Here is a 26,301-nt window from a genome sequence, read left to right as displayed (position 1 = left end):
CCGAGGCCGCTTTTTCTCATTTATGCCAGACATCGCCGCATCATCGCAGTCCTCCCCGCCCGTCGCCCTCGTCAAGGCCGGCCAGCGTTTCGCCTTCGACGGCACGCACGGCTCGTCCGACGCGCTGCTGATCGCCCGCTACCATCTCGCCTATCGCGAGAAGGTGCCGCTGCTCGCGGTGGTCTGCGAAAGCGCCGTCGATGCGCAGCGTCTGTCGCAGGAAATCGGCTTTTTCGCGCCCGAAGCGCGGGTGCGCCTGCTGCCGGACTGGGAAACGCTCCCTTACGATACCTTTTCGCCGCACCAGGATCTGGTCTCCGAGCGCCTCGCCACCCTGCACGATCTGGGCGAAGGCCGTTGCGACATCCTGCTGGTGCCCGCCACCACGGCGCTTTACCGGATGCCGCCGGCGTCGTTCCTCGCGGCCTACACCTTTTCGTTCTCGCAGGGCCAGCGCCTCGACGAAGCCAAACTGAAGGCGCAGTTGACGCTGGCCGGCTACGAGCACGTGAGCCAGGTGGTGCGGCCGGGTGAATACTGTGTGCGCGGCTCGTTGCTCGATCTTTATCCGATGGGCTCGCCGCTGCCGTACCGGATCGACCTGTTCGACGACCAGGTCGACTCGATCCGCGCCTTCGACCCGGACACGCAGCGCAGCCTCTACCCGGTGAAAGACGTGCGCCTGCTGCCGGGCCGCGAATTCCCGTTCGACGAAGCCGCGCGCACGGCCTTCCGCAGCCGCTGGCGCGAGACCTTCGAGGGCGATCCGAGCCGCGCGTCGATCTACAAGGACATCGGCAACGGCGTGCCGTCGGCGGGCATCGAATACTATCTGCCGCTCTTCTTCGAAGACACCGCCACGCTGTTCCACTATCTGCCCGAAGGCGCGCAGCTCGCCTTCGTCGGCGATCTGGACGCGGCGATCCGGCGCTTCACCAACGACACGAAGCAGCGCTACAACTTCCTGTCGCACGATCGCGACCGGCCGATTCTCGAACCGCAGCGCCTGTTCCTCTCGGACGAAGATTTCTTTACGCTCGCCAAGCCGTTTGCGCGGCTCGCGTTGCCGTCCAACGCGGGCGGCGGCTGGTCGATCCCGTTGCCGAATCTGGCAATCGACCGCCATGCGGAAGATCCCGTTGCAGCGCTGCGCGCGTATCTCGACACCACGCCGAACCGCGTGCTGTTCGCCACGGAATCGGCGGGCCGGCGCGAAACGCTGCTGCAACTGTTTGCGGACAATCACCTGCGGCCGGCTTCGAGCGACAGCTTCCAGGACTGGCTGCTCGGCGACGCCCGTTTTTCGCTAGGCGTCGCGCCGCTCGCCAACGGCTTTGCCGTGCCGGGCGACGGCATCGCGGTCATCACCGAAACGGAGCTGTACGGCCCGCTCGCGCGTCGTACGGGACGCCGTCGCCAGGAACAGGCGAGCAACGTCGATTCGATGGTGCGCGATCTGTCCGAGTTGAAGATTGGCGATCCGGTCGTGCATTCGCAGCACGGCATCGGCCGCTATATGGGCCTCGTCACGATGGATCTCGGCGAAGGCGATACCGAGTTCCTGCACCTCGAATACGCGGGCGACAGCAAACTCTACGTGCCGGTCGCGCAACTGCATGTGATCTCGCGCTATAGCGGCGCCGATCCGGAAAGCGCGCCGCTGCATTCGCTCGGCTCGGGCCAGTGGGAAAAAGCCAAGCGCAAGGCCGCACAGCAGATTCGCGACACCGCCGCCGAATTGCTGAATCTGTACGCCCGTCGCGCCGCGCGCGAAGGCCATGCGTTCTCGCTCGAACCGAAAGACTATGTGAAGTTCGCCGAGAGCTTCGGCTTCGAAGAAACGCCGGACCAGGCCGCCGCGATCGCAGCCGTGATCGGCGACATGACGAGCGGCAAGCCGATGGACCGCCTCGTGTGCGGCGACGTCGGCTTCGGCAAAACCGAAGTGGCGTTGCGCGCAGCCTTTATCGCGGTGATGGGCGGCAAGCAGGTGGCGCTCCTCTCGCCCACTACGCTGCTCGCCGAACAGCACACGCAAACCTTCACCGACCGTTTCTCCGACTGGCCGGTGCGGATCGCCGAACTGTCGCGTTTCAAGTCGACCAAGGAAGTCAACGCGTCGATCCAGCAGATCAACGAAGGCAACATCGACATCGTGATCGGCACGCACAAACTGCTCTCGTCGGACGTGCAGTTCAAGCGGCTGGGCCTCGTGGTCATCGACGAGGAACACCGTTTTGGCGTGCGTCAGAAAGAGGCCCTGAAAGCGCTGCGCGCGGAAGTGGACGTGCTCACGCTCACCGCCACGCCGATCCCGCGGACGCTCGGCATGGCGCTCGAAGGCCTGCGCGATTTCTCCGTGATCGCCACCGCGCCGCAAAAGCGTCTGGCGATCAAGACCTTCGTGCGCCGCGAAGAAGACAGCGTGATTCGCGAAGCCATGTTGCGCGAGTTGAAGCGCGGCGGCCAGGTCTACTTCCTGCACAACGAAGTCGAGACGATCGAAAACCGTCGGCAGATGCTCGAAGCGCTCGTACCCGAGGCACGTATCGCAGTCGCGCACGGCCAGATGCACGAGCGCGAACTCGAACGCGTGATGCGTGACTTCGTCGCGCAACGTGCGAATGTATTGCTGTGCACGACGATTATCGAAACCGGCATCGACGTGCCGAGCGCGAACACGATCCTGATCCATCGGTCGGACAAGTTCGGTCTCGCGCAATTGCACCAGTTGCGTGGCCGCGTCGGCCGCTCGCATCACCAGGCGTACTCGTATCTGCTCGTGCACGATCCGCAAGGGCTCACCAAGCAGGCGCAACGCCGGCTCGAAGCCATCCAGCAGATGGAAGAACTCGGTTCGGGCTTCTATCTGGCGATGCACGACCTCGAAATTCGCGGCACGGGCGAAGTGCTCGGCGACAAGCAGTCGGGCGAAATTCACGAGATCGGTTTCCAGCTTTACACCGACATGCTCAACGATGCGGTGAAGGCGCTCAAGGAAGGCAAGGAGCCCGACCTCACCGCGCCGCTCGCCGCGACCACCGAGATCAATCTGCACGCGCCGGCGATTCTGCCCGCCGATTATTGCGGCGATGTGCAGGAGCGTTTGTCGCTGTACAAACGCCTGGCCAATTGCGAGCACAACGATTCGATCGACGGCATTCAGGAGGAGTTGATCGACCGTTTCGGCAAGTTGCCGCCGCAAGCGCATGCGCTGGTCGAGACTCATCGCTTGCGGCTCGCGGCCAAGCCTCTGGGTATTTCGAAGATCGACGCGGGCGAAACGGTGATCGCTTTGCAGTTCATCCCCAACCCGCCAGTCGACGCCATGCGGATCATCGAGATGGTGCAGAAACACAAGCACATCAAGCTCGCGGGACAGGACAAGCTGCGCATTGAAACGCGCAGCCCCGATCTCACGGTGCGGGTTGCCACGGTCAAGGAAACCTTGCGCGCGCTGGGCTCGCCGAGCCGCGGCACCGCAACGCCCGCGTCTGCCCGCTGAACTTCGCGGTTTCGCGCGGCGTTCGCGCGGTGCGAAAAACGCGGGACGTCTAGTGTTTTTTCGTTCATGCTGCGGTGCGCAAACGCGCCCCGCAGCATACGGACTCATTTATTTTAGGTATGATCGAAAGACTAAAATGCCGGAGTCTTGTCATGTCTCACGTCGCTGAATCAGCGCAGTCCTCGCAGTCGTCTGCTTCGAATTCCACAACGCCCGCCTCCCTCCCCTGGGTCACCCGCCTCGTGTCGATGGACACGGTCAGCCGCAATCCGAACCTCGGTCTGATCGAAACCGTGCGCGACGAATTGCGCGCCGTCGGTGTGGAAGCCACGCTCACGCACGACGCAAGCGGCAAATGGGCCAACCTGTTCGCGACCATCCCCGCTCACAATGGCGAGACCAATGGCGGCGTGGTGCTGTCGGGCCACACCGATGTCGTGCCCGTGGACGGCCAGCAATGGGACAGCGACCCGTTCAAGCCTGAGATTCGCGGCGACAAACTGTATGGCCGAGGCACTTGCGACATGAAGGGCTTTATCGGCGCGGCGCTCTCGCTGGTGCCGGAAATGCAGCGCACCAAGCTGGCCAGGCCGATTCACTTCGCGCTTTCGTTCGACGAAGAAGTCGGTTGCGCGGGCGCGCCGCTCATGATCAACGATCTGATGAAGCGCGGCGTGAAGCCGGACGGTTGCATCGTCGGCGAGCCGACCAGCATGCGCCCGATCGTGGCGCACAAGGGCATCAACGCTTACCAGTGCTGCGTGCGCGGTCACGCCGCCCATTCGTCGCTCACGCCGAAGGGCCTGAACGCCATCGAATACGCCGCGCGTTTGATCTGCTATATCCGCGATATGGCCGATCAGTTCCGCGAGCAAGGCCCGTTCGACGAACTCTACGACGTGCCCTTCACCACCTCGCAAACCAGCACGATCAGCGGCGGCAATGCGTTGAATACCGTGCCGGCCGAATGCAAATTCCAGTTCGAATTCCGCAATCTGCCCACGCTCGATCCGGAGCCGATCTTCGCGCGTATCGAACAGTACGCACGTGAAACGCTGCTGCCGAAAATGTTGCGCGAGCATCCTTCGGCCGCCATCGAAATCACCAGAATCGCTGCGGCGCCGGGCCTCGATTCGTCTGAACAAGCGGCGATCACCCAACTCGTGCGCGCACTCACCGCCGACCAGGACAAGCGCAAGGTGGCCTATGGCACCGAAGCGGGCCTGTTTTCGCTGGCAGGCATTCCGAGCATTCTCTGCGGCCCCGGCGACATCGAGCAGGCTCACAAGGCGAACGAATTCGTCGCATTGGATCAGTTGGTGGCATGCGAGCGCTTCCTGCAAAAACTCATTCACAGCATGTCGGTGGAAGCCCACGCGCATTGAAACTGTGCGCCTGAAAAAGAGTCTGATATCTATCGACTAACTCACGCCCACGCCATGTCCACCGCCACGCCACAGCACACCGATCACACGATCGACGGCGAGCCGATTCCCACGCTCGACGACATCGCGACGCAGCATTTTGCGTTGACGCCGTGGGTGACGCGAACGCCGGTCTTCGACCGGCTCGATTTCGCATCGCTCGAAGGCACGGTGGTGAACTTCAAGTTCGAGTTGTTGCAGGCCGGTGGCAGCTTCAAGGCGCGCGGCGCGTTCACCAACCTGCTTGCGCTCGACGAAGCGCAACGCAGCGCGGGTGTCACCTGCGTATCGGGTGGCAATCATGCGGTGGCCGTCGCTTATGCGGCGATGCGCCTCGGCATCAGCGCCAAGGTCGTGCTGTTTCATGCGGCCAATCCGGCGCGCGTCGCGCTGTGCCGGCAATATCGTGCCGAGATCGTGTTTGCTGAAGACATCGCCGAGGCGTTCGAACTGGTGCGCCGGATCGAGGCCGAAGAAGGCCGCTACTTCGTGCATCCGTTCAATGGCTATCGCACGGTGCTGGGCTCGGCCACGCTCGGCTACGAATGGGCCACGCAAACGCCCGACCTCGAAGCGGTGGTTCTGCCGATCGGCGGCGGCGGTCTCGCGGCCGGTGTCGCCACGGCCATGCGTCTGGCGAATCCGCGCGTGCATGTGTACGGCGTCGAGCCCGAAGGCTCGGATGTGATGGGCAAGAGCTTCGCCGCCAATCACACGATCAGGATGGGCCACATGCACAGCATCGCCGATTCGCTCATGTCGCCGCACACCGAGGAATACAGCTACGAGTTGTGCCGTCGCCATATCGACCAGCTCGTCACGGTGTCAGACGACGAATTGCGCGCGGCCATGCTGACCTTGTTCGGACAACTGAAGCTCGCCGTGGAGCCGGCTTGCGCGGCCGCCACCGCGGCACTGCTCGGCCCGTTGCGCGAAAAGCTGCAAGGCAAACGGGTCGGCGTTCTGCTGTGCGGGACCAATACCGATCCGGTCAGTTTTGCCGCGCATATCGAAAGAGCGCGTCATGGTGAGTCACAGTTCCCAGAATAAAAAACGATCATCGCTTTCCGGGCTAAAACACTAGCCTATCCTTCTCAGGTTGGTATCATTCGATTATCGACTTCTGGGAGGAACCCCTATGAGCATGGTTAAGGAATTTAAAGAATTCGCCCTAAAGGGCAACGTAATGGATCTCGCGGTCGGTGTGATTATCGGCGGCGCATTCTCCACCATCGTCAATTCAATTGTTAAAGACCTGATCATGCCGGTTGTCGGCCTTGCCACCGGCGGCCTCGATTTCTCCAACAAATTCATTCGGCTCGGCGAAATTCCGCCCACGTTCAAAGGCAGTCCGGAATCGTATAAAGATCTGCAGACCGCAGGCGTGGCGGTATTCGGTTATGGCTCGTTCATCACCGTCCTGATCAACTTCATCATTCTCGCGTTCATCATTTTCATCATGGTGAAGTTCATCAATAATCTGCGCAAACCTGCTGAAGCCGCTCCGGCAGAACCGCCGCCCACACCGGAAGACGTTCTTCTGCTGCGTGAAATCCGCGATTCGCTGAGGAACTCGCCGCGTTAAAGTTTCGGCCATGGCATGCGTAATATCGCACTAGCCAATTCCGACAGAACCCAAAAGAAAGCCTGTTGCGAAAACAATCGCAACAGGCTTTTTTCATTCCGGTCCGAGCCACGCAATCGTCCGTTCAAGCAGCGTTTCCGCTTACTTTTCCTTCTGCGCCTTCTGATGCACCGCGCCTTCGATCATCGCTTCGAGCTGGCCGAAATTGACAGGCTTGGTCAGATGCGAAGAAAAACCGGCGCTCAGACAACGACGCACGTCCTCATCGGTACCGAATCCGGTCAGCGCCACGGCGGGCACGTCCGACCTTTCGCGGAACGCCTTGATGAAATCGAGGCCGGTGCCATCCGGCAAACCGACATCGCTGACAACCAGATCGAAGGTCTGCAACTGGGTCGCGGCCAGCGCGTCGTCCACGCGGCCTACCGTCGTGACTTCGTGACCGAGGCTGCGAATCAGTTGGTCCATCACCTCGGCGGTGTCCACGTGGTCTTCGATCAGCAGAATATTCAGCAGGCCTGCCGGATGCACTTCCTCCATCACCGGCATCGGCGAGACCGGCGCGGGCGGCGCAGCGGTCGGCAAGGTGATCGTAAAGGTGGCGCCGCAGTGCGCGCCAGGGCTTTGTGCGATGACCGTGCCGCCGTGCACATCGGTCAGCGCCCTGGTGATGGCGAGTCCCAATCCCAGCCCGCCGAACTGCCGCGTGTTGTTCTGATCGCCCTGCTCGAAGGCGTTGAACAGTTTGCCGATCTGCTCAGGCTCGATCCCGATTCCCGTGTCCTCGACCGAGATCTGCACGTGCATGCGCTCGTCGCGCGTGCGGACATAAATGTGGCCGCCGTCCGGCGTGAACTTGGCGGCGTTGCGAATCAGGTTCCATAGCATCTGCTGCAAGCGCGCGCGGTCGGCCAGCACGAAATGATGCACGGCGTTCTTCTGGACGTGGACGTCCTGCTGCTTGACCTGAATCTCGCTGCGAAAGAGTTCGAGCACGCTGTCCATCACATCGTGCACGTCGACGGTTTCCAGCGACAACCGCAGCTTGCCGTTCGCCACCCGCGTGAGGTCGAGCAGATCGTCGATGAGCCGCGCCTCGAGTTCGACATTGCGGCGAATCATGCGCACGCTCGCGCGCGCCTGGTCGGGCAGCCCGGGGATCATCTCCAGCACGCTGGCGCCCGCCAGAACCGGCGTGAGCGGCGTGCGCAATTCGTGCGACAGCATGGCCAGAAAGCGGTCCTTGGCGCGATTCGCGTCCTCGGCGGTCTGGCGGGCGGCCTGCTCCGAGGCGAGCAGCCGTTCGCGTTCCTCGATCGCCTCGCGCTGCGGATGAATGTCGGTGAAACTGCCGAACCATTTGCTGACGTTGCCCTCGGCGTCGCGCATCGCCACCACGCGCGCGTCGAACCAGCGGTACTCGCCGTCGTGGCGGCGAATCCGCAGTTCGTGCCGGTAGTCGTCGGCGCGGTTCGTCACGGCTTTCAGCCAGCTGCGGCGAATTTCCTCGCGATCGCCCGGATGCACCGCTTCGAGCCAGGCCAGACCGAGCGAGGCGTGCTCGGCCAGGCCCGTGTAGTCGTGCCACTGTTTCGAGAGGAAATCGCAATCGCCCGCCGCGTCGCAGGTCATGACGAGGTGCGGCAGCGCCTCCGACAAGGTGCGGTAATGTTGCTCGCGATCGCGCAGCAGCAGGGCTTCGTCCGAGGCTCGTTGCAGACGCACCTGCGAGAGCACCCGCTCCACCGCTTCGGGCAGATAGCCAAGGTAATCGCCGGATTTCGGCACCACGTCGGAAACGCCGGCGCGCAATGCCTCGATCACCCGGGATTCGTCGGTGAAGCCGGTCACGAGGATGGCCGGAATGCGCACGCCCTCCGAACGCAGGCGACGGAAAAAGTCGAGCCCGGTTTCGGGACCGCTCAGTTGATAGTCGAGCACGAGCAGGTCGGGGCCGCCCTCGGCGAGGCGCTCGCGGGCGGCTTCGACGCCGGCGCAGATCGCGACGCGGCAACCCGCGCGCTCGAGCGATTTGCGCGCGAGCCGCAGGATGCCTTCGTCGTCATCGACGACCAGCACATACGCGGCGTGCTGCGTGGACACTTCTTCGGTCATGCGGAGTCTTCTTTGGCTAGGTCTGATGGACTATCTTGTCATGCGCGGCTTTCGGTCGGCTTCATGCGAGCCGTTTAAGGCGCCGCGAGACGATGTCCCGAGGGCAATTTGACCACTTGCAGGAAAAAGCCGAGACGGCGCACCGCCTCGATGAATGCATCGTATTCGACCGGCTTGGTGATGTAGACGTTGCAGCCGAGTTCGTAGCATCGCGCGATTTCACGCGGATCGTCGGTCGTGGTCAGCACGATCACCGGCACCGAGGCCGTCAGCGGGGAATCTTTCAGCCGCCGCAGCACTTCGAAGCCGTCCACCCGCGGCATTTTCAGATCGAGCAGCACGACGAGATTGGTCAGATCCTCGGGCGCGGGCAAGGCGCTGGGCGGCGCACCGGCTGGCGGACTGCCGGCCGGACTCGCGGCGGCGCCCGCCGCAGTGCCCACCGGCGTGCCAGCCGACGTACCCGCGACAGCCGGCCCGAAAAAATAATCCAGCGCCTGCTGACCGTCGCGAAAGCGCACGAAACCGTTGGAAATCCCGGCGCGACGCAGATTGCGCTCGACCAGCGTGGCATGGCCGTCGTCATCCTCGATCAATACGATGCTGACCGTTTCCCCGTGACTCATACGCTCTCCGCATTCACGTTTCGTTGATGCACATCGTTGTTGGTCATACTGGCTCAGAGACGCGCGGGCTGCTCCGGCAGCACGACGAAAAAGGTCGACCCCGCCCCTTCCGCCGACTCGACCCACACGCGCCCGCCATGCCGCTCCACGGTACGCCGCACCACCGCGAGACCGATCCCTTCGCCGCTGACGATGTCGCCATGCAGACGCTGGAATGCCCGGAACACCTTCGACATATACGCGGCCGGAATCCCGAGACCATTGTCGCGCACGTAGTAGGTTCGCATGCGCGCGGCGCGCGGCTCGGTTTCGTCGACGGGTTCGGGCTCCAGCGCGCCGACTTCGATCCGCCCATTGCGCGCCGGATCGAGATAATTCAGCGCGTTGCCGATCAGGTTACTGAAAATCTGTTCGACCGCGCCGGGATCGCCCCAGACCGGCGGCAATTCGCGCACTGTGATCACCGCCGCACGTTGCTGGATCGCCGCCTGCTGGGCGTCGACCACTCGTCCCACGACCCGCCCGACACTCACGCGCTGCCACTGATATTCGAGCCGGCCAGCGCGCGAAATCCGCAACAACGCCTCGATGATGGCCGCCGCGCGTGTCACCGCGGTGCGCAGATATTGCAAGGATTCGCGCACGTCGCCATCGAGAATATGCGCCATGCGTCGATGTTCCTTTTCGGGCAGTTTCGCCGCCTCGACGACGCTGTCCAGTTCATCGCACGAGACCTGCAGTTCCTTCGAAAAGCCTTGCAGGTTCACCAGCGGCGAGCGCAGATCGTGCGACACGCTGTAGATAAACATTTCATTATCCTGCGTCTCCTGGCGCAGTTCTTCGTTCACGCCCGCCAGTTCGCGCGCCCGTGCTTCGAGCCGCGTTTTCAGCATGACCTGTTCGGCTTCCGCCTCGCGCAGACGCGCGCCCGTCTGGTGCAGCACGGCGTCGAGCGCGGCGATTTCGTCGTTGCCCGAGAGCGGCGCGGCGAGCGGCCGTCCGTTGCCCAGACGCTCGGCGTTGTCGGTCAGCACTTCCAGCCGCCGCCCGATGCCGCGTGAAAACACCACCGCCGTGGCCGCCCAGATCAGCATCGAGCCGAGCACGGCGGCGATCAACGCATATTGCTGACGCTCGCGACGCCGCGTGAGCGCCGCGCCACGGTCGGCATCGAGCCGCGCGGCCTCGTCGCCGAAAGCGGCGAGTTGGTCGCGAAACACGGCGATCTGCTGCGGCAACGCGTCGGTGTCGCGCGCGGCAAATGAAGCCGGGCTGCGCCCGGCATGCAGCAGTTTCGAAATTTCGACCGTCTGCGCCCGGTACGCGTCGATTGCCTGCTGCATCGCGTGCACGCGCTGGACCTGCTGCGGCGTATCGGCCACCAGCGCATCGAGATTCGCGAGACGGTCGCCGAGGTCGACCCATACCGTATGGCGATCGATCAAGGTGGCGTCGCCCGTCACCATGCCCGTGCGTACCCGCGCCGCCTGACGCAGCAACGGGTCGACGATCGCCGACGACTGATAGAGGATCTGCTTGCTATTGGTGACCCATTGCGCGGCCTGCGCCGTCTGCTCCTGGGTATCGAAGACGACGCCAAGAAGCGCCAGCTCGACCACGCTCGGCACCGCGATCAGCAGCAAACCCTTGGTGAATAGTTTCATGTTCGCCCGAAGGGTCGCGAAGGGTCACTCGCACTGCGGCGGCTCGCGCGGACCGGCCACGGCACGGCGCAGCCGGACGGGCCATTATCGACGTGAATTCGAGATATTTCAATGTCGCGGCAAGAAGCGCTGCCCCACATAAAAGTGACTTTTTTATTGGTATGAGATGATTTTTCGGCGCAACGTGCGTCTATGATGGAAACAGATGTGCTGGGAAGCGAAAGCGCGCGGCGAGGCGGTTCGGCATGATTCGTGCGGGAGGCGGTGGAGCGGCGTAGTCGTCGAATCATCGTGAATCCGGCCTTGTCGTATGCTATAAAAGATCGACGTGCGGCGCGCGAAGCCGGGAGTTGTCGCATGAGGACGCTGCGTTTTTTGCAATTCTTTTTCAGGCGAATTTTTATGTCCTTCCCGAAAAAGCGTAGGCGCGCGAAGGTGGACGGCGATGAGTCGTTCCTCGCGGTACTACGGCATTTCAAACCGTTCAGTCAGCTCGACACCAAGATTGCGCGCGCCCGTGCGCAAGACGAGCCCGTCCTTTATGCGCATGTATTGCCTGGGCTCGACGTGCTCCTGTGCAGCGTGCGCGGCGCACAACCACCCTATCCCGCCCCCGCCGAGTTACGTCGGCGTTGCGTCGAATCCATCACCAACGCGCTGGAACAGCCGCTCGACGGACTCGAGAACGGCGGCTACTGGTACGAAGCCGACGGTTTCGGTTTCCTGGTGTTCGCCAGCCGCGCGCGCGGCAAGATCCTCGCGGAATTCGGCGCAACCCGCGTCGGCGGAACGCGTCGTGGCGTGCGCCGCCAGGATGCAGCGGGCGACGCCGCCCCGCGTTCGCTCAGATAGCCCGACCGGTTAGGTCAGGCAGCAATTTCAGATTCCTGCAACGCCGCCGCTGTCCCTGTCACGTTCAGACGGGTCAACAGCGGCGTTGTCGTCTCTCCGTCTTCAGGTCCGTCTTCAGGTCCGTCTTCAGGCAGGGCGCCCTACTTCCCGAGCGTTTCATGGAAGCGCCCGCGCGCGGGCGCCACGCTGATCAGCCAGAGAAAGACCATCGACAAACCGCCGCCGAAGGTCCAGTCCCACCAGTGCACAGGCAATAAGGAAGACACGGTCAGCTCCCCTTGTATTCGGCCGCACTGGCCGGCGACAGCGTCGCCGGCTTTTTATCGGCCGCAGCAGGCGCCGACTTGCCGCCTGAAGACTTGTTGACCGGCGCGCCATCCAGCGAAATCGCCGCCTTCGGTTGCTGCTTGACGCCAGGCGGCGGCGCCGTCGGCGCCTGACGAACCTGAGCGAGCAATTGCCCGCACGGCAGCGGCTTGTTGTTGCTGGGCGCGAGCAGCGGAATCAACGCCGCGAACGGGTTGATCAGGCCGAGCCCCACGGCCGCGCCGCCACGTAGCGCCAGCGCGGCTGCGTTCACCCCCACGTGCGGGTCCTTGAAGGTACCTTTCACATACAGCGGCGAGCGCAGCGAGAACACGCGGAACCCCTTGGTATGCGGATGCACGCCGAGATCCATCGACTCGTCGCGCAAATTCACATTGCCGTCGATGTTGATCACCGCGTCGTCCGTATCGAGTGCGAAGACACGCGAGTCGAGCACGCCATTGGTCGCGACGAAATCGGCCGCCGCGCAATTGATCCGGACATCGCGATTGCCGAACAGCTTTTCGTACACCACGTTCGCCACGTTCAGCCCGGCCGCCTCCATGATCAGCCGGCTCACCGTGCCGTCGGTGACGAGCGCCTTCACCTCGCCGTTCGAAGTCGCCGCGAGCGCAGCGGGCGAATTGCCCGTGGCGGTCAGGGCGGCGTCGCCGTTGATTTCGCCGAGCGCGTTCTGCATCGTCTTGAAGTTCGGGAACAGTTGCTTGAGCTTCAGATGCCGGGCCGAGGTCGCGAAACGTCCTTTGAGCGGCGTCGTGCTGCCGTCGAGATGGATGTCCGAGGCGAGCGAGCCGCCCGCCACGCCGAATTTCAACGGTTCCAGCGACAGCACGCCATCGGTCATCACGACGTGCGTGTACAGATCGGTGATCGGCAGATTCGCGTCCTTGACGATGCGCCGACCGGTGAACTTCACGTCGGCGTCGATCGCCTTCCAGCGGTCGGTGCGGAACTCCTCGACCGGCAGTGCCTTGTTCGACGGCTGGGCCGTGGCGTCGCCGCGCTTGGCCTTGCTGGCGTTCGAGTCCGCGCCGATCACCGGAGCGAGGTCGGAGAACTGCAGCAGATGCGACACCAGCTCACCCTGCAGCAAGGGACGCGGCTGGCGCGCCGTATAGGTCAGTGAACCGTTCAGATCGCTGCCGCCCACCCGGCCTGTAAAATTTTCATACTTGAAGACGTTGCCGCTTTCCTTGAACTGGCCCACCAGACGCCCCTCGGTAGCATAGGGCGGCGTGTCGGGCAAGGTCACGCCGGTCAGCGAATAGAGACGCGCCATGCTGTTGCCTTGCAGCCAGAGGCGCAGATCGACCGCCGCGAGATGCGTCGGATCGGTGATCGTGCCGACCAGCCCGACATGCAGATCGCCCGCCTTCACGTCGGCCTGCACGGGGAACGGCCGGTCGGCGTCCTGCAAGGCGAGCACGCCGCCGACCTTGCCGCTGCCGGACACCGGCGTCTTGTTGTACGTTCCTTTGATGGTCCAGCCGATGGCGTACGGCGGGATCTCCCGCTTCGCGGCTGCTTCGGTGCTGGCCGCACTCGCGCCCGAACCCGGCGCCGACGCTATCGCCGCCCCGCTCGCACCTTCGCTGAGCGCCGCGCTCGCGCCGCTGGAGCCGCCCGCCACCAGCGCGCCCGAGGCACCCGTCGCGGCCGTCGTGCCAGATGCCGTGATATCGGTCGACGACGCGCCCGACGCCGCTGCCGCCGATGCCGCAGCCGCCTCCGACGCAGCCTGGGCATTGGCCTGCGCCGTCAGCTTGCTGGCGCCCGCTTTACCGATCGCTTCCGCCGAGGCACTGCGCGACGCCGCTTCCTGCTGCTTCATCGCCTCGCCGATCGGAATCGGCTGGCCGAGCGTGTCGATCACCATCTGCATCTCGACCTTCTTCTGCTGGTCGGACAGCGCGATATTGCCCTTGGCAAAGGCGATGTCGTGCAGTTCGAGCTTCCACTCCGACGGTCCGCTGGACGACGCCAGCTTGAAGGTCCAGTTGTTGCGCCCGTCGAGCAGGCGTTCGAGATCCACCGACGGGTTCACGAGATTGATCGCGGGAATCACGATGTTATGCGCGAGCAGCGGCAGCACCATGACTTCGAAGTCGATTTCGTCGAGCGTGGCGAACTGCGGCTGTTTGGTCCAGTCGGGATTGCCGACGGTGATGTTGGCCGCGGAGAAGCGCGGCCAGGGAACCCAGGCGCGCCAGCCGGTTTCGCCGACCGGATGCTTCCAGCCTACTTTCAGATCGCCATTGATCGCGAACGGTCTGCCGATCGCCTGCGTGACTTTGTCGTCGATATAGGGACGCGCCCGGTTCCAGTCGAAGATCAGGATGAAAATGACCAGCGCGACAACCAGAATGACGATAATCGCCAACAGCCACGCGATGATTTTTCCGATCCGCCTTCCGATCGTGCTCGACACTGCCATTGAGAGGCTCCACGGTTTTTCTACGTTGTGCTCCAACCAGCACGTAACGTGCCCGAACCGGTCCGCTTTCGCGTCAGGCGCGTCGCGACGCGGGGACCTGATTTATGATGCTGACGCGCTTGCTACCCCACACCCGATCCATGACCGACGTTCCCTTCGTCTTCGCCGACGGCATCGCCCGGCACGATGCGCTACGCGCCCAGACGCTGCTGCAGCCGACCACCTTCGCCCTGCACGGCGGCGAGCGCGTGGCGATCACCGGGCCTTCGGGCTCGGGCAAGAGCGTGTTTCTACGCGCGCTCGCGCTGCTCGATCCACTCGATGCGGGGCGCATCATGTGGCATGGCGCGCCGGTCGAGCGCACGGCGATTCCGCGCTACCGGCGCAACGTCGCGTATATCCGGCAACGGCCCGCTTTGGTCGACGGCAGCGTGGAAGACAATCTGCGGTATCCATTCGAGTTGCGCGTCTATCGCGACGTGCGTTTCGATCGTGCACTGGCGGCGAATCTCGTGGCGCAAGCCGGCCGCGGCGCCGATTTTCTCGACAAGCGCGCGAGCGAACTGTCCGGCGGCGAGGCACAGATCACCGCGCTGATCCGCGTGCTGCAACTCGCTCCGGAAGTGTTGCTGCTCGATGAACCCACCGCCTCGCTCGACCCCGAGTCCTCGCATGCCATCGAAGGACTGGTGCACGCGTGGTTCGCGGCGGCACCCGCGCGCCATGCGTCGATGTGGGTGTCGCACGATCCGGCGCAAGCCGCGCGCATGAGCGGGCGGCATCTGACGATGCGCGCGGGCGTGCTCGACGAGACCGCGGCGGCGCCCACTGTTCTTCCGGAGCGTCGTCCATGACTTTGCAAAACCTGAGTCTCTGGGACGTCGCGATCGCCGCACTGCTGATCGTCGTGAACGGCGTAGTGTCGGTCGCGCTAAAGCTGGACCTCGAGCGGCAACTCGCGTGGGCGGCGTTGCGCACCGTCGTGCAGTTGCTGGCGATCGGCTACGTGCTCGGCTGGGTGTTCCGCTACGACCACTGGTTCGTGGTGCTGCCGCTGATGATCCTGATGACGCTCATCGCGGGCTTCGCGGGCGCGCAGCGCGGCAGCCGCACCTATGCCGGACAACGCGCGGACAGCGTGCTGTCGATCTGGGTCAGTTCGTGGCTGGTGGCGGCCGTGGGTCTCTTCGTCGTGATCCGCATTCACCCGTGGTACGAGCCGCAATATGCGATTCCGATTCTCGGCATGATCCTCGGCAATACGCTCACCGGCGTCTCGCTCGGCATCGAACGGATGACCGAGGAGTTGACCGCGCGGCGCGATCGCGTCGACATGGCGCTCGCACTCGGCGCGACGCGCTGGGAAGCCGCCCAGATGCCCGCGCGCCAGGCCGTGCGCGCGGGCATGATGCCGACGCTCAATCAGATGGCGGTGGTCGGCGTGGTGAGCCTGCCCGGCATGATGACCGGCCAGGTGCTTGCCGGTCAGTCGCCCTTGCAGGCGGTGCGCTATCAGATCGTAATCATGTTCCTGATCGCCGCGTCGTCCGCACTGGGGACGGTGGGCGCGGTGCTGCTCACGTACCGGCGGCTTTTTTCGGCGGAGCACCGGTTTCTGTCGGCGCGGCTGGTCGAACGCAAACGAACCACGGCACGGCGATGAGCCGTGCCGGGTGCACGCCCGCTTCGAGCGACAGGGCTAGCGCTTCGCGCTGACCGCGACTTCGGTGCCGTCGTTGAGCGTGAGCGTTTTCGTGCTGCCGTTGACCGGCATCGTAAAACGCAGAATCTGACTGACGGTGACGTCGTTCGGACACTGCAGCGTTTTGCCGCCGCTCGTCACACTCTTCACACCGTGCGGCGTCTGCGCCTGGAAGCTCAACTGCACGCTCGCGGTGCCGTCGGTCGCGACGACCGGGGCGAAGCGGATCTGCGTTTGCCGGATCATCGCGCCGTTGGTATCGATCGGCAGCGATGCGTAGTTCGGGCAAGCGTCGGTGGCGGCGACCGGACCGCCTGGCGGCACGGTTTTCCACGTGAAGTCGTCCGATTCGCCGGAGCGGATCGTGCGGGTTTCCTGTGAATTGCCGAACTGCTTCGACGTGACGCGGACCGTGTAACGGATCGGACCGTCGAGCGCGGATTGCGATGTCACCGTGATCGGCGTGGCGGCGTGCGCCATCGTCACGAGCATGCCGGGCGCGAGCGCGCAGGCGAGAGAAGCGACAACGGACACGGCGGAGAGTTTGAAGCTTGAGCTCATACTGTCACCTCGTTGTTGTGCCGCTGCGCGCTCACTTCAGCGCTACTGCCTGTGCGCCGCCTGACTGAACCTGAACCGCCCATGGCCAGCCGGGGCCGCGAGACACGCAACTGTTTTAGCATGATGCCCTGCCAGTCTAACGCCAAGCGCGGCCGCGCGCGCTGCGCAAAGATCGGGTGTTAACCCGCTTGCGCAAAGGCATTTTCTGCGCGCGGCGGACCACGGCGTTAATCTCGCCAGATCGTCGCGCGGCACGGCGTATCCAATGAAAATGGCCGGCGCGCAATGCTGCGACGCCGGCCATGCGCTGTCATCGAAACGTCGCGGAAATCAGAAGCCGGTTAGCACCAGCTTGCCAATCGCGCGCCCTTGCTCGAGCAGTTGATGCGCACGGCGCAGATTCGCCGCGTTGATCGTGCCGAAGTTGTCGCCGACGGTCGTGCGCAAGGTGCCGGCGTCGATCAGACGCGCCACCTCGGTCAGCAACTTGTGCTGCTCGATCATGTCGGGCGTGCCGAACATCGAGCGCGTAAACATGAGTTCCCAGTGGAATGCCGCGCTCTTTGCCTTGAGCAATTCGACCGCCACCGGTTTGACGTTTTCGACGATCGTGCAGATCCCGCCTTGCGGCGCGATGACTTGCGCGGCAACCGGGAAATTCTTGTCGGTGTCGTTGAACATCAACACGTAATCGACCTGGTCGATGCCGAGCGCTTTCAGTTGCGCGGGCACGTCGCCGAAGTGATCGACGATGTGATCCGCGCCCAGCTCCGTGGCCCACTTCGCCGACTCGGGACGCGAGGCGGTGGCAATCACCTTGAGCTTCGCCAGCTTTTTGGCCAACTGGATACCGATCGAGCCGACCCCGCCCGCGCCGCCGAAAATCAGCACCGTGCGGCCTTCGTCGGCACCTTGCGGCGACACGCCGAGGCGGTCGAACAAGGCTTCCCAGGCGGTGATCGCCGTCAACGGCAAAGCGGCCGCGTGCGTGAAATCGAGCGATGCCGGCTTGCGTCCGACAATCCGCTCGTCGACCAGATGGAACTCGCTGTTGGCGCCGGGCCGCGTGATGCTGCCCGCGTAGAACACCGGGTCGCCGACTTTGAACAAGGTGACGTCCGGGCCGGCCGCGACCACGGTGCCGGCGGCATCCCAACCGAGAACGCGCGGCGTGTCTTCGACCTTGTCTTTCGGTGCACGCACTTTGGTGTCGACCGGATTGACGGAGATCGCCTCGACTTTCACGAGCAGATCGCGGCCGGTGGCCTCGGGTTTCGGAATGTCGACATCGATCAGCGACTCGGTTTGGTCGATCGGCAGATAACGATAAAGACCAACGGCTTTCATGGATGCTCCTGTTCGTTCAGATAAGAGGGACGGCCCGATGTGACTTGCGCGCCAGTCGCTGTCGCAGCACATCGATGCCATGGACACCATCCTAAGGCGGTTCTTATTCTTATAAAACCGTCATAATGACTGAAACATCTTTTTGGAATTCAGAAGAATGGACCTTCCGGCCACGTCTGCGCGCACTGCGTCCAGCGAGCGCGAGCGGCTCGATCTGCTCGACGTTGCGCTGTTCGTGCGCGCCGCGCTGCTCGCCAACGTATCGGCGGCCGGCCGAGAGTTCGGGTTGTCGGCGGCGGTGGCCAGTTCGCGGATCGCGCAGCTCGAGAAGCTCCTCGGCGCGCGATTGCTGCACCGGACTACGCGACGCATCAGCCTCACCCAGGACGGTGAAGTATTCATGACGCGCGCCGAGGCCCTGCTCGATGCGGCGGCCGCTGCGCGCGCTTCGGTCGGCAGCGCCCAGACCGAGCCGCAGGGCCGCCTGCGGGTCACGATGCCCTCCTCGTTCGGGCGGCAGCATGTCTCGCCGGTGCTGAGCGAGTTTTTGCGCCGTCATCCCGGCGTCAGCGTCGATCTCCGGCTGACCGATCAACTGGTCGACCTCGTCGACGCCGGAATCGACGTGGCGATCCGTATCGGCGTTCTGAAGGATTCCTCGCTGGTGGCCCGACGATTGGCGGTGAACCGGCGCGTGCTGTGCGCGTCGCCCGCTTATCTGGCCGCACGCGGCACGCCCCATCATCCGTCGGACCTTGCCGCGCATGAATGCGTCATCCTCTCGGATCAGCGCGACTGGGCCTTCACGACGCCCGCCGGCCCGCTGACGGTCCGCGTGAACGGACGCCTCGTCAGCGACAACGGCGAAGTGATTCGCGACGCGCTGCTGGCAGGTTTTGGCATCGCGCTCAAATCGACCTGGGACGTCGCAGCCTATCTGCGCAGCGGCGAACTCGTCGGCGTACTCGATACGTATCCGCTCGCCGAACAAGTCGCGATCTGGGCGGTATATCCGAGCCGCGCCTTCGTACCGCCGAAGACGCTCGCCTTCATCGACTTCCTGATCGCGCATTTCGGCGACCCGCCTTACTGGGACCGGGAGCCGGCCTGACGGCGCCTGCGCCGTCTGGAGACGCGGGCGCGATTCACAGACGCGCGCAGACGCGGGCGCCGTCAGTGTTTGCCGTGCTTCGCGCCGCCTGCTTTGCCGTCGGAATTGACGTCGGTGTGCGTGTCGTTCTGGGTTTTTTGCTGATACTCGTCGCCGCCGCGCCGGTCCGTGTCCTTCAGACCGCGCTCGAGATCGCGATGCGCCTGCTTGCCCACGTGACGCGGACCGTCCTCGTGCTGCGACTCGGGATTCTGATCGGCTTCGTGCGGCAACGGCGCAGCGGCATCCTGCATCGAACGGGCATGCTTGGTGGCGTGCGGATCGGCCTGCTTGTCGCCGTCCGAGGATTGCGGTGAGGTCTTCATGGTCATGCTCCTTTTCGTGGTGAACCGGGTCCGGCTCAGTCGCCATCGTTATGCCGGGTCGAGGCGTTTTTTCATGGCTGCGGTGATGCGCTGACGGGTTTTTGCATACTGCGCCCAGGGATCGCTCTTGAGTTGCGCGAGACGTTCGTGCAGGTTGGCGATGTTCCACTGATCGCCGCTGGTGGTACTGGCGACTTCGTCCCACGCAAGCGGCACCGACACGCCCAGGCCGGGCCGCGCACGCGCCGAGAACGCACACACCGTGCTCGAGCCGCGGTTGTTGCGCAGGTAGTCGACGAAGATTTTCTGCTTGCGGTTCTGCGCGCCCATTTTGGCACTGAAGTACTTCGGCAAGGTCGTCGCCATGTGCTGCGCGACGGCTTGCGAGAAGTCTTTTACTTCATCCCAGCCGGCCTGTTTGGCGAGCGGCACCACGACATGCAGACCTTTGCCGCCACTCGTCTTGCAAAACGATGTGAGGCCCAGTTCTTCCAGCAACGAACGCGTCAGTTGCGCCGCTTCGATCATGCGCTCCCAACCGAGCGAGGCGTCCGGGTCCAGGTCGAAAACGACACGATCGGGTTTTTCTATATTCGATGCCACCGCATTCCACGTGTGAAATTCCACCGTGCCCATTTGCGCCGCGCCGACCAATGCCCTGATGGTATCGACGGTAATCAGCGGCGGATGACCGGGGTCGAGGCCGGGATGTTGCTCGACGTTGGGAATCGAGAGTTTCTGGCTGTGCTTCTGAAAAAACAGCTCGCCGCCGATGTCCTCCGGCGCACGCACCAGCGACACCGGCCGATCCCGCAGATGTGGCAGCATCCAGTCGGCCACCGACTCGTAGTACTGCACGAGATCGATCTTGCGCGTGCCGGTGCTTTTGTCGATGACGCGGTCGGGGTGCGAGATGCGCACGCCAGCGATGTCGGCGGTCGTGGAAGATTTGGCGGTTGTGGAGGACTTCGCGGTCGCGGCAGGTTTCGCGGGTGTAGCGGACTTCGCAGGTGTAGCGGACTTCGCGGGTGTAGCGGACTTCGCCGTCGCGGCGGACTTCCCACTCTCTAACTTTGCGCCAGCTTTGCTCGCGGACTTTTTCGACACTGCGCGCTTTTTCGGGGCGATGTCGACCGTGGTGTCGGTTTGCGGTTGCACGTCGGCTCCTTGACGGGGGGCTTCCTTGACGATCTGGCGCGCCGGTTTGTCGTCGCGCAGGCTCACGAACGACGCCTGGCGAACGATGCCGTCACTCGTCCATTCGGCGAAGTTGCATTCGGCGACCAGCACCGGCTTGACCCAATGCACCGGCGTGCGACTGCGCTCGCGTGGTGCGCTGGCGAACGGCATGCGCGAGGTCGCGTGCGCGTCGAGCGCCTGTTTGACCGAGCGCAGCAAGGCGGCGTCGAAACCGGTGCCGACGCGTCCGGCGTACTGCAATTGCCCTTTGTTGTCGTACACGCCGAGCAGCAGCGCACCGAACGCCGCGCGACTGCCGGACGGCTCCGAGTAGCCGCCGATCACGAACTCCTGACGTCGCCGGCATTTGAGCTTGATCCACGCGGACGAACGACCCGACATATAACCGCTGTCGCGCCGTTTGCCGATGATGCCTTCGAGCGCCATGTCGCACGCGCTCTTGAGTAGATCATCGGCACTGAAATCGAAGTTATTGGAAAAGCGCAGCACGCTGTCGTCCGACGGGTCCAGCAGGGCGTGCAGAATCGCCCGTCGCTGCTCCAGCGGCACGCCACGCAAGTCGTAGCCGTTCAGAAACGGCAGGTCGAACAGGTAGATGACCATGTCCTGCGGACGGTTCGAATCGAAGGCGTTTTGCAACGCCTGAAAGCTCGGCACACCGCGTTCGTCGAGTACGACGGCTTCGCCGTCGAGCCACGCGCTGTCGATGTCGAGTCGTTCGAATGCTTCGACCAGTTTGCCGAATTTGCTGGTCCAGTCGTTGCCTGCGCGCGTGAAGATCTGGACCGCGCTGCGATCGGCTGATTTCGCTCCTTTTGGCCGTTTCGCGCCTTTGGCCGGCGAATCGAGGCGGGTCAATACGCGGTAGCCGTCGAACTTGATTTCATAGGTCCAGTCATCGCCGGGCGGCGCGGCGTCGACGAGCGTCGCCAGTTGCGGCTTGAGCGTGGCCGGCAAGCGCGCCTTCAATGCGCCCTCGATGGATGGCGCAGCGGCAAGCTCCCGCAGCGATTCGGGACTGCGGGTCGCGACGACGTCGGGTCGTTTGGGGTCGCTCGCGGAACGTTTTTTTGCGGCGCTTTTTGTGGCTCCGTTTTGTGTCGTGGTGCTTTTTGCCGTGGTGCTTTTTGTCGTAGTGTTCTTTCCCGTGCTACGTTTCGCCGCCCCGTTCTTTCTCGCTTCGCTCCCACCCGACGTATCCTCCAGCACGCTCCCCGGCATTGCCTTTAGCACGTCGTATTCACTCTCGTCGCGCGCCTGCTCATCACGCTCCTTGATCAACAACCATTGCTCCTTATCGCCACTGCCCCGCATATGACTGCGCACCAGCGTCCAGCCGCCGTGCAGTTTCTCGCCATGCAGATGGAATTTGAGTTTGCCGGCCGCGTACGCGCGCGCCGCTTCCTCCGCACCGCCGATCGGCTCCCACGTGCCGCGATCCCATACGATGACGCTGCCCGCGCCATAGTTGCCGGGCGGAATCTCGCCTTCGAACGAACCGTATTCGACCGGATGATCCTCGACGTGCACCGCCAACCGCTTCACCGACGGATCGAGGCTCGGCCCCTTCGGTATGGCCCACGACAACAAAGTGCCATTCAGTTCGAGCCGGAAGTCGTAATGCAGACGCCGCGCATCGTGTTCCTGGATCACGTACGACAGCGCCTCGTCCGCCGCGCGTCGTGCCGTTTTACGACCGGCCCGCGTGCGGCCCGTGACGGCGCCGGAAGGCTCCGGCGTTTCATCGAAACGCCGTTTTCGGGTGTATTGATCGAGTCTGTCGTTCATGTCGATGACGTCCTCGCGGTTCGAGTAGCGCGGTGCTCACCGTGCCGGTCGGCAAATCGGCAAGGCGTGCGCTCTGACAATCGATCAGGCCGCCGCGCGGCGCTTGCGCGTGGCGGAGGATGACGCTGCAGTTTTCGCCGCGGGTTTGGCCGCGCTCTTTGCTGCCGTTCGGCTGGCTGTACCACTACCGCTGCCGCTGCGACTGCGCGACGTGCTCGCACGCGCCTTTTTCGTGGCTGGCGCGGCTTCCGCTTCGCCGTCGCTTCGAGCGTCGTCGCCGTCGTCCTCATCCGCGGCGCGCTTGCGGCCGCCGGACGCCGCCTTGCCCTTGCCGCGGCCGAGGCTGCGTTTAAGCAGGTCGGACAAATCGAGAATGTCGGCGGATTGACGGGACTCGCGCGGTGCTTCGACGTCGGTGATTTCCTCCGTCTTGCCCGCGCGGACCTTGCGATCGACCAGCGCCATGATGTCGTCGCGAAACGTGTCGCGATACTGCGACGGGTCCCACGGATCGGTCATGTCGGCGATCAGCTTTTTGGCCATGTCGAGTTCGCGCGACGTAACGCCCGCCGCCTTCATGCCGTCCGGCGGCACTTTGAATTCGTCGACGTCACGCACCTCGGCCGCCCAACGCAGCGTATTCAACGCCAGCATCGGACCAACTGGAATCAGCGCGGCCAGATGCTGCTTGTTGTGCAACACGACGCTCGCCACGCCGATCTTGCCGGACGACTTCATGGCTTCGCGCAGCAGCGCGTAGACCTTGTCGCCCTTACGGTCGGGTGTGAGGAAATACGGCGTGTCGAGATACAGAAACGAGATGTCGGGTGCGTCGACGAAAGCGAGGATATCGACCGTTTGCGTCGACTCCGGATTGGCCGCGCGAATCTCGTCATCCGATAGCACGACGTATTTGTCCTTCTCGTACTCGAACCCGCGCACGATGTTGTCGCGCGTCACGTCCTTACCGGTACGCTTGTTGATCTGCTTGTACCCCACGGGGTCGATCGTGCGCTTGTCCAGCAGGTTGAAGCCGACCTTCTCGGACTGCGTTGCCGGATAGAGCTGCACCGGTACGTGGACCAGCCCAAAGCTGATTGCGCCTTTCCAGATCATGTGTGCCATCGTGCGCTCCCTAGGCCTGAGAATTCAGGTGAAGCAGCAAGCGTGCCACGGGTCGCGCGCGACGGTGCGCCTCGCGCACGACGAATCGGCTCTTACGCCAGACTGTAAGGCTTGCATTCGGTCGGCAAAAAAAACACCGGCGTGGACGGTTCCGCTATGTTCTGGGCAAGCGCTCGTGCGGGTGGGCGCGAATCGTCGAACCGTTACAATAACGGGATTGTCCGCGCCCCGCGCGCCCGTCCTTTATTCGCGTCATTGCGTCGTCGTCCATGAACCTCGTCATTCAAAGTCTCGCGCCCCTTTCCGCCGACCATCACACAACGCTCGTCGCGCTTGCGCGCGGCACATCGGCGACTGCTATCGACGCCAACGCGATTCGTATCGCGGATGCAAGCGTCGCCCAGCGCGCCGATCTCGATGTGTATTGCGGCACCCACCAACTGGACTACGCGTTTGTCGAACCCGGCCGCCAGTTGAGCGACTTCGGCCTCGTCGCGATGGACATGGACTCCACGCTGATTACGATCGAGTGTATCGACGAAATCGCCGACTTCTGCGGACTGAAAGCGGAAGTGGCGGCGATCACCGAGGCGTCGATGCGAGGCGAGATCAAGGACTTCAACGAAAGTCTGACGCGCCGCGTAGCGTTGCTCGAGGGGCTCGATGCCAGCGCGCTCGAACGCGTGTACGAAGAGCGACTGCAACTGTCGCCGGGCGCGGAACAGATGCTGGCCGGCGCGAAGGCGGCCGGATTGAAAACGCTGCTGGTGTCGGGCGGCTTCACCTTCTTCACTGACAAACTGAAGGCGCGCCTCGGCCTGGATTTCACGCACGCGAATACGCTCGACATCGTGGACGGCAAACTGACCGGCAAGGTGCTCGGCGAGGTCGTCAATGCCGACGTAAAGGCACGCACCCTGCGCGAAACAAGCGCCCAACTGGGCATTGAGCCGAGCCGTTCGATTGCGATGGGCGACGGCTCAAACGATCTGAAGATGATGGCCGAAGCAGGACTTTCAGTTGCTTTCCGTGCGAAGCCGGTGGTCCGCGAAGCGGCCAGCGTGGCATTCAATTTCGTTGGACTGGATGGCCTGTTGCGGTTGTTCTGATGTGGGTCGATTCATGAAGGCGGCATTGGCAATGCCAAATGGTTAGGCTTGCTGTCTATATTGACAAATATCGGCAAAAGAAAAAGCCCACCGGAAACACATCCCGATGGGCCTGATAAGCGTGCGGCAGAACGTCCGGGCGTTTAGCCGAGCGCCGCCAGACACTGCTCCATGTCCGCTTGCAGATCCGCCTCGTCTTCCAGACCGATATAGAAGCGCACCAAGGTGCCGCCATGCGGCCATTGCGCCGCCGTGCGCATCGACGCGACGTCGTAGGGCATCACGAGACTGTGCGCGCCGCCCCAGCTCCAGCCGATCGAAAACAGTTCGAGCGACTCGCAGAACGTGTCGACTTGCGCTGCGCTGTAGCGGGCATCGAACACCACGGAAAAAAGACCGCCGGCGCCCGTAAAGTCCCGCTCGAAAAACTCGTGCCCCGGACAATCGGCAATCGCCGGATGCAGCACCGCCGCGATCTCCGGCCGCGTCTTCAGCCACCTGGCCAAGGCGAGCGCCGCGCGGTCATGCTGCTCGAAGCGCAATTGCATGCTCGGCAGACTACGCAGAATCAACGAGCAGTCATCCGACGACACCCCGATCCCCATCCGCGTGCGCGCCGCTTTCAGCTTCAGATGCAGTTCGCGATCGACGGTGATCGTTGCGCCCATCAGCACGTCGCCGCCGCCCGACTGATACTTGGTCAGCGCCTGCACGGAAATGTCGACGCCGTGATCGAACGGCCGGAAACCGAGGCCGGCGGACCACGTGTTGTCGATCGCCGTGATCACGTTGCGCGCGCGTGCCGCCGCCGTGATGGCCGGCACGTCGGGCACTTCCATCGTCACCGAGCCTGGCGCTTCGAGCCAGATCAGACGCGTGTTCGGCTGGATCAGATCGGCGATGCCCGCGCCGATCATCGGATCGTAATAGCGCACCGTGATGCCGAAATCGCGCGCCAGCCAGTCGCCGTGATCGCGGTTCGGCGAGTAGACGTTGTCGGGAATCAGCACATCGTCGCCCGACTTGACGAGGCCGAAGTACACGTTCGAAATCGACGACAAACCCGACGGCTGCAACAACGCGTGATGGCCGCCTTCGATCGCCGCGAGTCGCTGCGCCAGCGCGAGCGAGGTCGGCGTCGCGTGCAGGCCGTAGCGCCATTGCGCGTCGTTTTGCCAGTCGAGCGCGCGCATGGTGGCGAGGTCGGGAAACACGACCGTCGAGGCGCGCGTGACCGGCATCGCGAACGACTCGAAGCCCGGTGTGATCTGGTCCTCGGCGCGCACGATCCGGGTTTGCAGGCCGCGTTTGAAGCTGGATTGGGTCATGGTGGAGTTCGATGAAAAGCGGGAAATGAGGGAAGCACCTGATGGATGCATGCGTCTCTCACGCAAGAGTAGGCGACTCGAGAGGTTTTTGCCTGACAGAAAACGGGCGCGCGGCGCGATGCCACGCGACGGC

The 26,301-nt window shown here is 63.6% G+C and carries 20 protein-coding genes; 9 read left to right on the top strand and 11 right to left on the bottom strand.

Annotated elements, in window-relative coordinates:
• Window positions 1-22 precede the first annotated feature (22 nt).
• The 4 genes from mfd (at window position 23) to mscL (ending at window position 6,514) form a co-directional block, all read left to right on the top strand.
• A complete protein-coding gene (gene mfd, locus FQ705_RS18100) occupies window positions 23-3,505 on the top strand; it encodes a transcription-repair coupling factor (protein WP_144143410.1) in 3,483 nt (1,160 codons plus the stop codon).
• Window positions 3,506-3,657: 152 nt separating this feature from the next.
• Window positions 3,658-4,890, top strand: a complete 1,233-nt coding sequence (gene argE, locus FQ705_RS18095; protein WP_144143409.1) for an acetylornithine deacetylase — start codon at window positions 3,658-3,660, stop codon at window positions 4,888-4,890.
• Window positions 4,891-4,944: 54 nt separating this feature from the next.
• Window positions 4,945-5,979 (top strand): threonine/serine dehydratase, encoded by a 1,035-nt coding sequence (locus FQ705_RS18090; protein WP_144143408.1) that lies wholly within the window; start codon window positions 4,945-4,947, stop codon window positions 5,977-5,979.
• Window positions 5,980-6,067: 88 nt separating this feature from the next.
• Complete coding sequence (mscL, locus tag FQ705_RS18085) at window positions 6,068-6,514, top strand: large conductance mechanosensitive channel protein MscL (protein ID WP_144143407.1); 447 nt, start codon at window positions 6,068-6,070, stop codon at window positions 6,512-6,514.
• Window positions 6,515-6,655: 141 nt separating this feature from the next.
• Here the strand turns inward: mscL and FQ705_RS18080 are convergent, their stop codons facing one another.
• The 3 genes from FQ705_RS18080 to FQ705_RS18070 form a co-directional block, all read right to left on the bottom strand.
• Complete coding sequence (locus tag FQ705_RS18080; RefSeq protein WP_144143406.1) at window positions 6,656-8,629, bottom strand: response regulator; 1,974 nt, start codon at window positions 8,627-8,629, stop codon at window positions 6,656-6,658.
• A 74-nt stretch (window positions 8,630-8,703) separates the two neighbouring features.
• Window positions 8,704-9,255, bottom strand: a complete 552-nt coding sequence (locus tag FQ705_RS18075) for a response regulator (protein ID WP_144143405.1) — start codon at window positions 9,253-9,255, stop codon at window positions 8,704-8,706.
• A gap of 53 nt (window positions 9,256-9,308) precedes the next feature.
• Window positions 9,309-10,919: a sensor histidine kinase gene (locus FQ705_RS18070; RefSeq protein ID WP_144143404.1), complete on the bottom strand. Its 1,611-nt coding sequence runs from the start codon at window positions 10,917-10,919 to the stop codon at window positions 9,309-9,311.
• Between the two features lie 357 nt (window positions 10,920-11,276).
• Here FQ705_RS18070 and FQ705_RS18065 point away from each other — a divergent pair, with 357 nt between their 5' ends.
• Complete coding sequence (locus FQ705_RS18065) at window positions 11,277-11,771, top strand: hypothetical protein (protein WP_144143403.1); 495 nt, start codon at window positions 11,277-11,279, stop codon at window positions 11,769-11,771.
• A 140-nt stretch (window positions 11,772-11,911) separates the two neighbouring features.
• Here FQ705_RS18065 and FQ705_RS34555 read toward each other — a convergent pair whose 3' ends face one another.
• Window positions 11,912-12,037, bottom strand: a complete 126-nt coding sequence (locus tag FQ705_RS34555) for a hypothetical protein (RefSeq protein WP_260854554.1) — start codon at window positions 12,035-12,037, stop codon at window positions 11,912-11,914.
• 2 nt (window positions 12,038-12,039) lie between these two features.
• Window positions 12,040-14,532, bottom strand: coding sequence for an AsmA family protein (locus FQ705_RS18060; protein WP_144143402.1), 2,493 nt, complete (start codon window positions 14,530-14,532; stop codon window positions 12,040-12,042).
• 140 nt (window positions 14,533-14,672) lie between these two features.
• Here FQ705_RS18060 and FQ705_RS18055 point away from each other — a divergent pair, with 140 nt between their 5' ends.
• Window positions 14,673-15,386: an ATP-binding cassette domain-containing protein gene (locus FQ705_RS18055; RefSeq protein ID WP_144143401.1), complete on the top strand. Its 714-nt coding sequence runs from the start codon at window positions 14,673-14,675 to the stop codon at window positions 15,384-15,386.
• A complete protein-coding gene (locus FQ705_RS18050) occupies window positions 15,383-16,195 on the top strand; it encodes an ABC transporter permease (protein ID WP_144143400.1) in 813 nt (270 codons plus the stop codon). Before FQ705_RS18055 ends, FQ705_RS18050 begins: the two co-directional genes overlap by 4 nt.
• A 36-nt stretch (window positions 16,196-16,231) precedes the next feature.
• Here the strand turns inward: FQ705_RS18050 and FQ705_RS18045 are convergent, their stop codons facing one another.
• Both FQ705_RS18045 and FQ705_RS18040 read right to left on the bottom strand, forming a co-directional pair.
• Window positions 16,232-16,795 (bottom strand): DUF6013 family protein, encoded by a 564-nt coding sequence (locus FQ705_RS18045; RefSeq protein WP_144143399.1) that lies wholly within the window; start codon window positions 16,793-16,795, stop codon window positions 16,232-16,234.
• Between the two features lie 330 nt (window positions 16,796-17,125).
• The gene (locus tag FQ705_RS18040; RefSeq protein WP_144143398.1) at window positions 17,126-18,142 is read right to left on the bottom strand and encodes a zinc-binding alcohol dehydrogenase family protein; all 1,017 of its coding nucleotides are present in this window, start codon (window positions 18,140-18,142) and stop codon (window positions 17,126-17,128) included.
• A 157-nt stretch (window positions 18,143-18,299) separates the two neighbouring features.
• Here FQ705_RS18040 and FQ705_RS18035 point away from each other — a divergent pair, with 157 nt between their 5' ends.
• Window positions 18,300-19,253, top strand: a complete 954-nt coding sequence (locus tag FQ705_RS18035) for a LysR family transcriptional regulator (protein ID WP_144143397.1) — start codon at window positions 18,300-18,302, stop codon at window positions 19,251-19,253.
• Between the two features lie 62 nt (window positions 19,254-19,315).
• On the opposite strand, the gene FQ705_RS18030 is transcribed toward FQ705_RS18035, so the two are convergent.
• The 3 genes from FQ705_RS18030 to FQ705_RS18020 form a co-directional block, all read right to left on the bottom strand.
• A complete protein-coding gene (locus tag FQ705_RS18030; RefSeq protein ID WP_144143396.1) occupies window positions 19,316-19,618 on the bottom strand; it encodes a hypothetical protein in 303 nt (100 codons plus the stop codon).
• Window positions 19,619-19,666: 48 nt separating this feature from the next.
• Window positions 19,667-22,606 carry a DNA ligase D gene (gene ligD, locus FQ705_RS18025; RefSeq protein WP_144143395.1) on the bottom strand — a complete coding sequence of 980 codons (2,940 nt, stop codon included), beginning with the start codon at window positions 22,604-22,606 and terminating at the stop codon, window positions 19,667-19,669.
• 84 nt (window positions 22,607-22,690) lie between these two features.
• On the bottom strand, window positions 22,691-23,731 hold the full coding sequence (locus FQ705_RS18020; protein WP_144143394.1) for a Ku protein: 1,041 nt from the start codon (window positions 23,729-23,731) through the stop codon (window positions 22,691-22,693).
• A gap of 269 nt (window positions 23,732-24,000) precedes the next feature.
• Between FQ705_RS18020 and serB the strand changes: the two genes are divergently transcribed.
• Complete coding sequence (serB, locus tag FQ705_RS18015; RefSeq protein WP_144143393.1) at window positions 24,001-24,840, top strand: phosphoserine phosphatase SerB; 840 nt, start codon at window positions 24,001-24,003, stop codon at window positions 24,838-24,840.
• Window positions 24,841-24,983: 143 nt separating this feature from the next.
• Here serB and FQ705_RS18010 read toward each other — a convergent pair whose 3' ends face one another.
• The gene (locus FQ705_RS18010) at window positions 24,984-26,168 is read right to left on the bottom strand and encodes a cystathionine beta-lyase (protein WP_144143392.1); all 1,185 of its coding nucleotides are present in this window, start codon (window positions 26,166-26,168) and stop codon (window positions 24,984-24,986) included.
• Window positions 26,169-26,301: the final 133 nt, after the last annotated feature.

The organism is Paraburkholderia sp. BCC1884 (assembly GCF_900996225.1).
Lineage (GTDB): Bacteria > Pseudomonadota > Gammaproteobacteria > Burkholderiales > Burkholderiaceae > Paraburkholderia.
The sequence above is the reverse complement of the archived record's forward strand: the minus strand, read 5'-3'. Positions and strand labels throughout refer to the sequence as shown.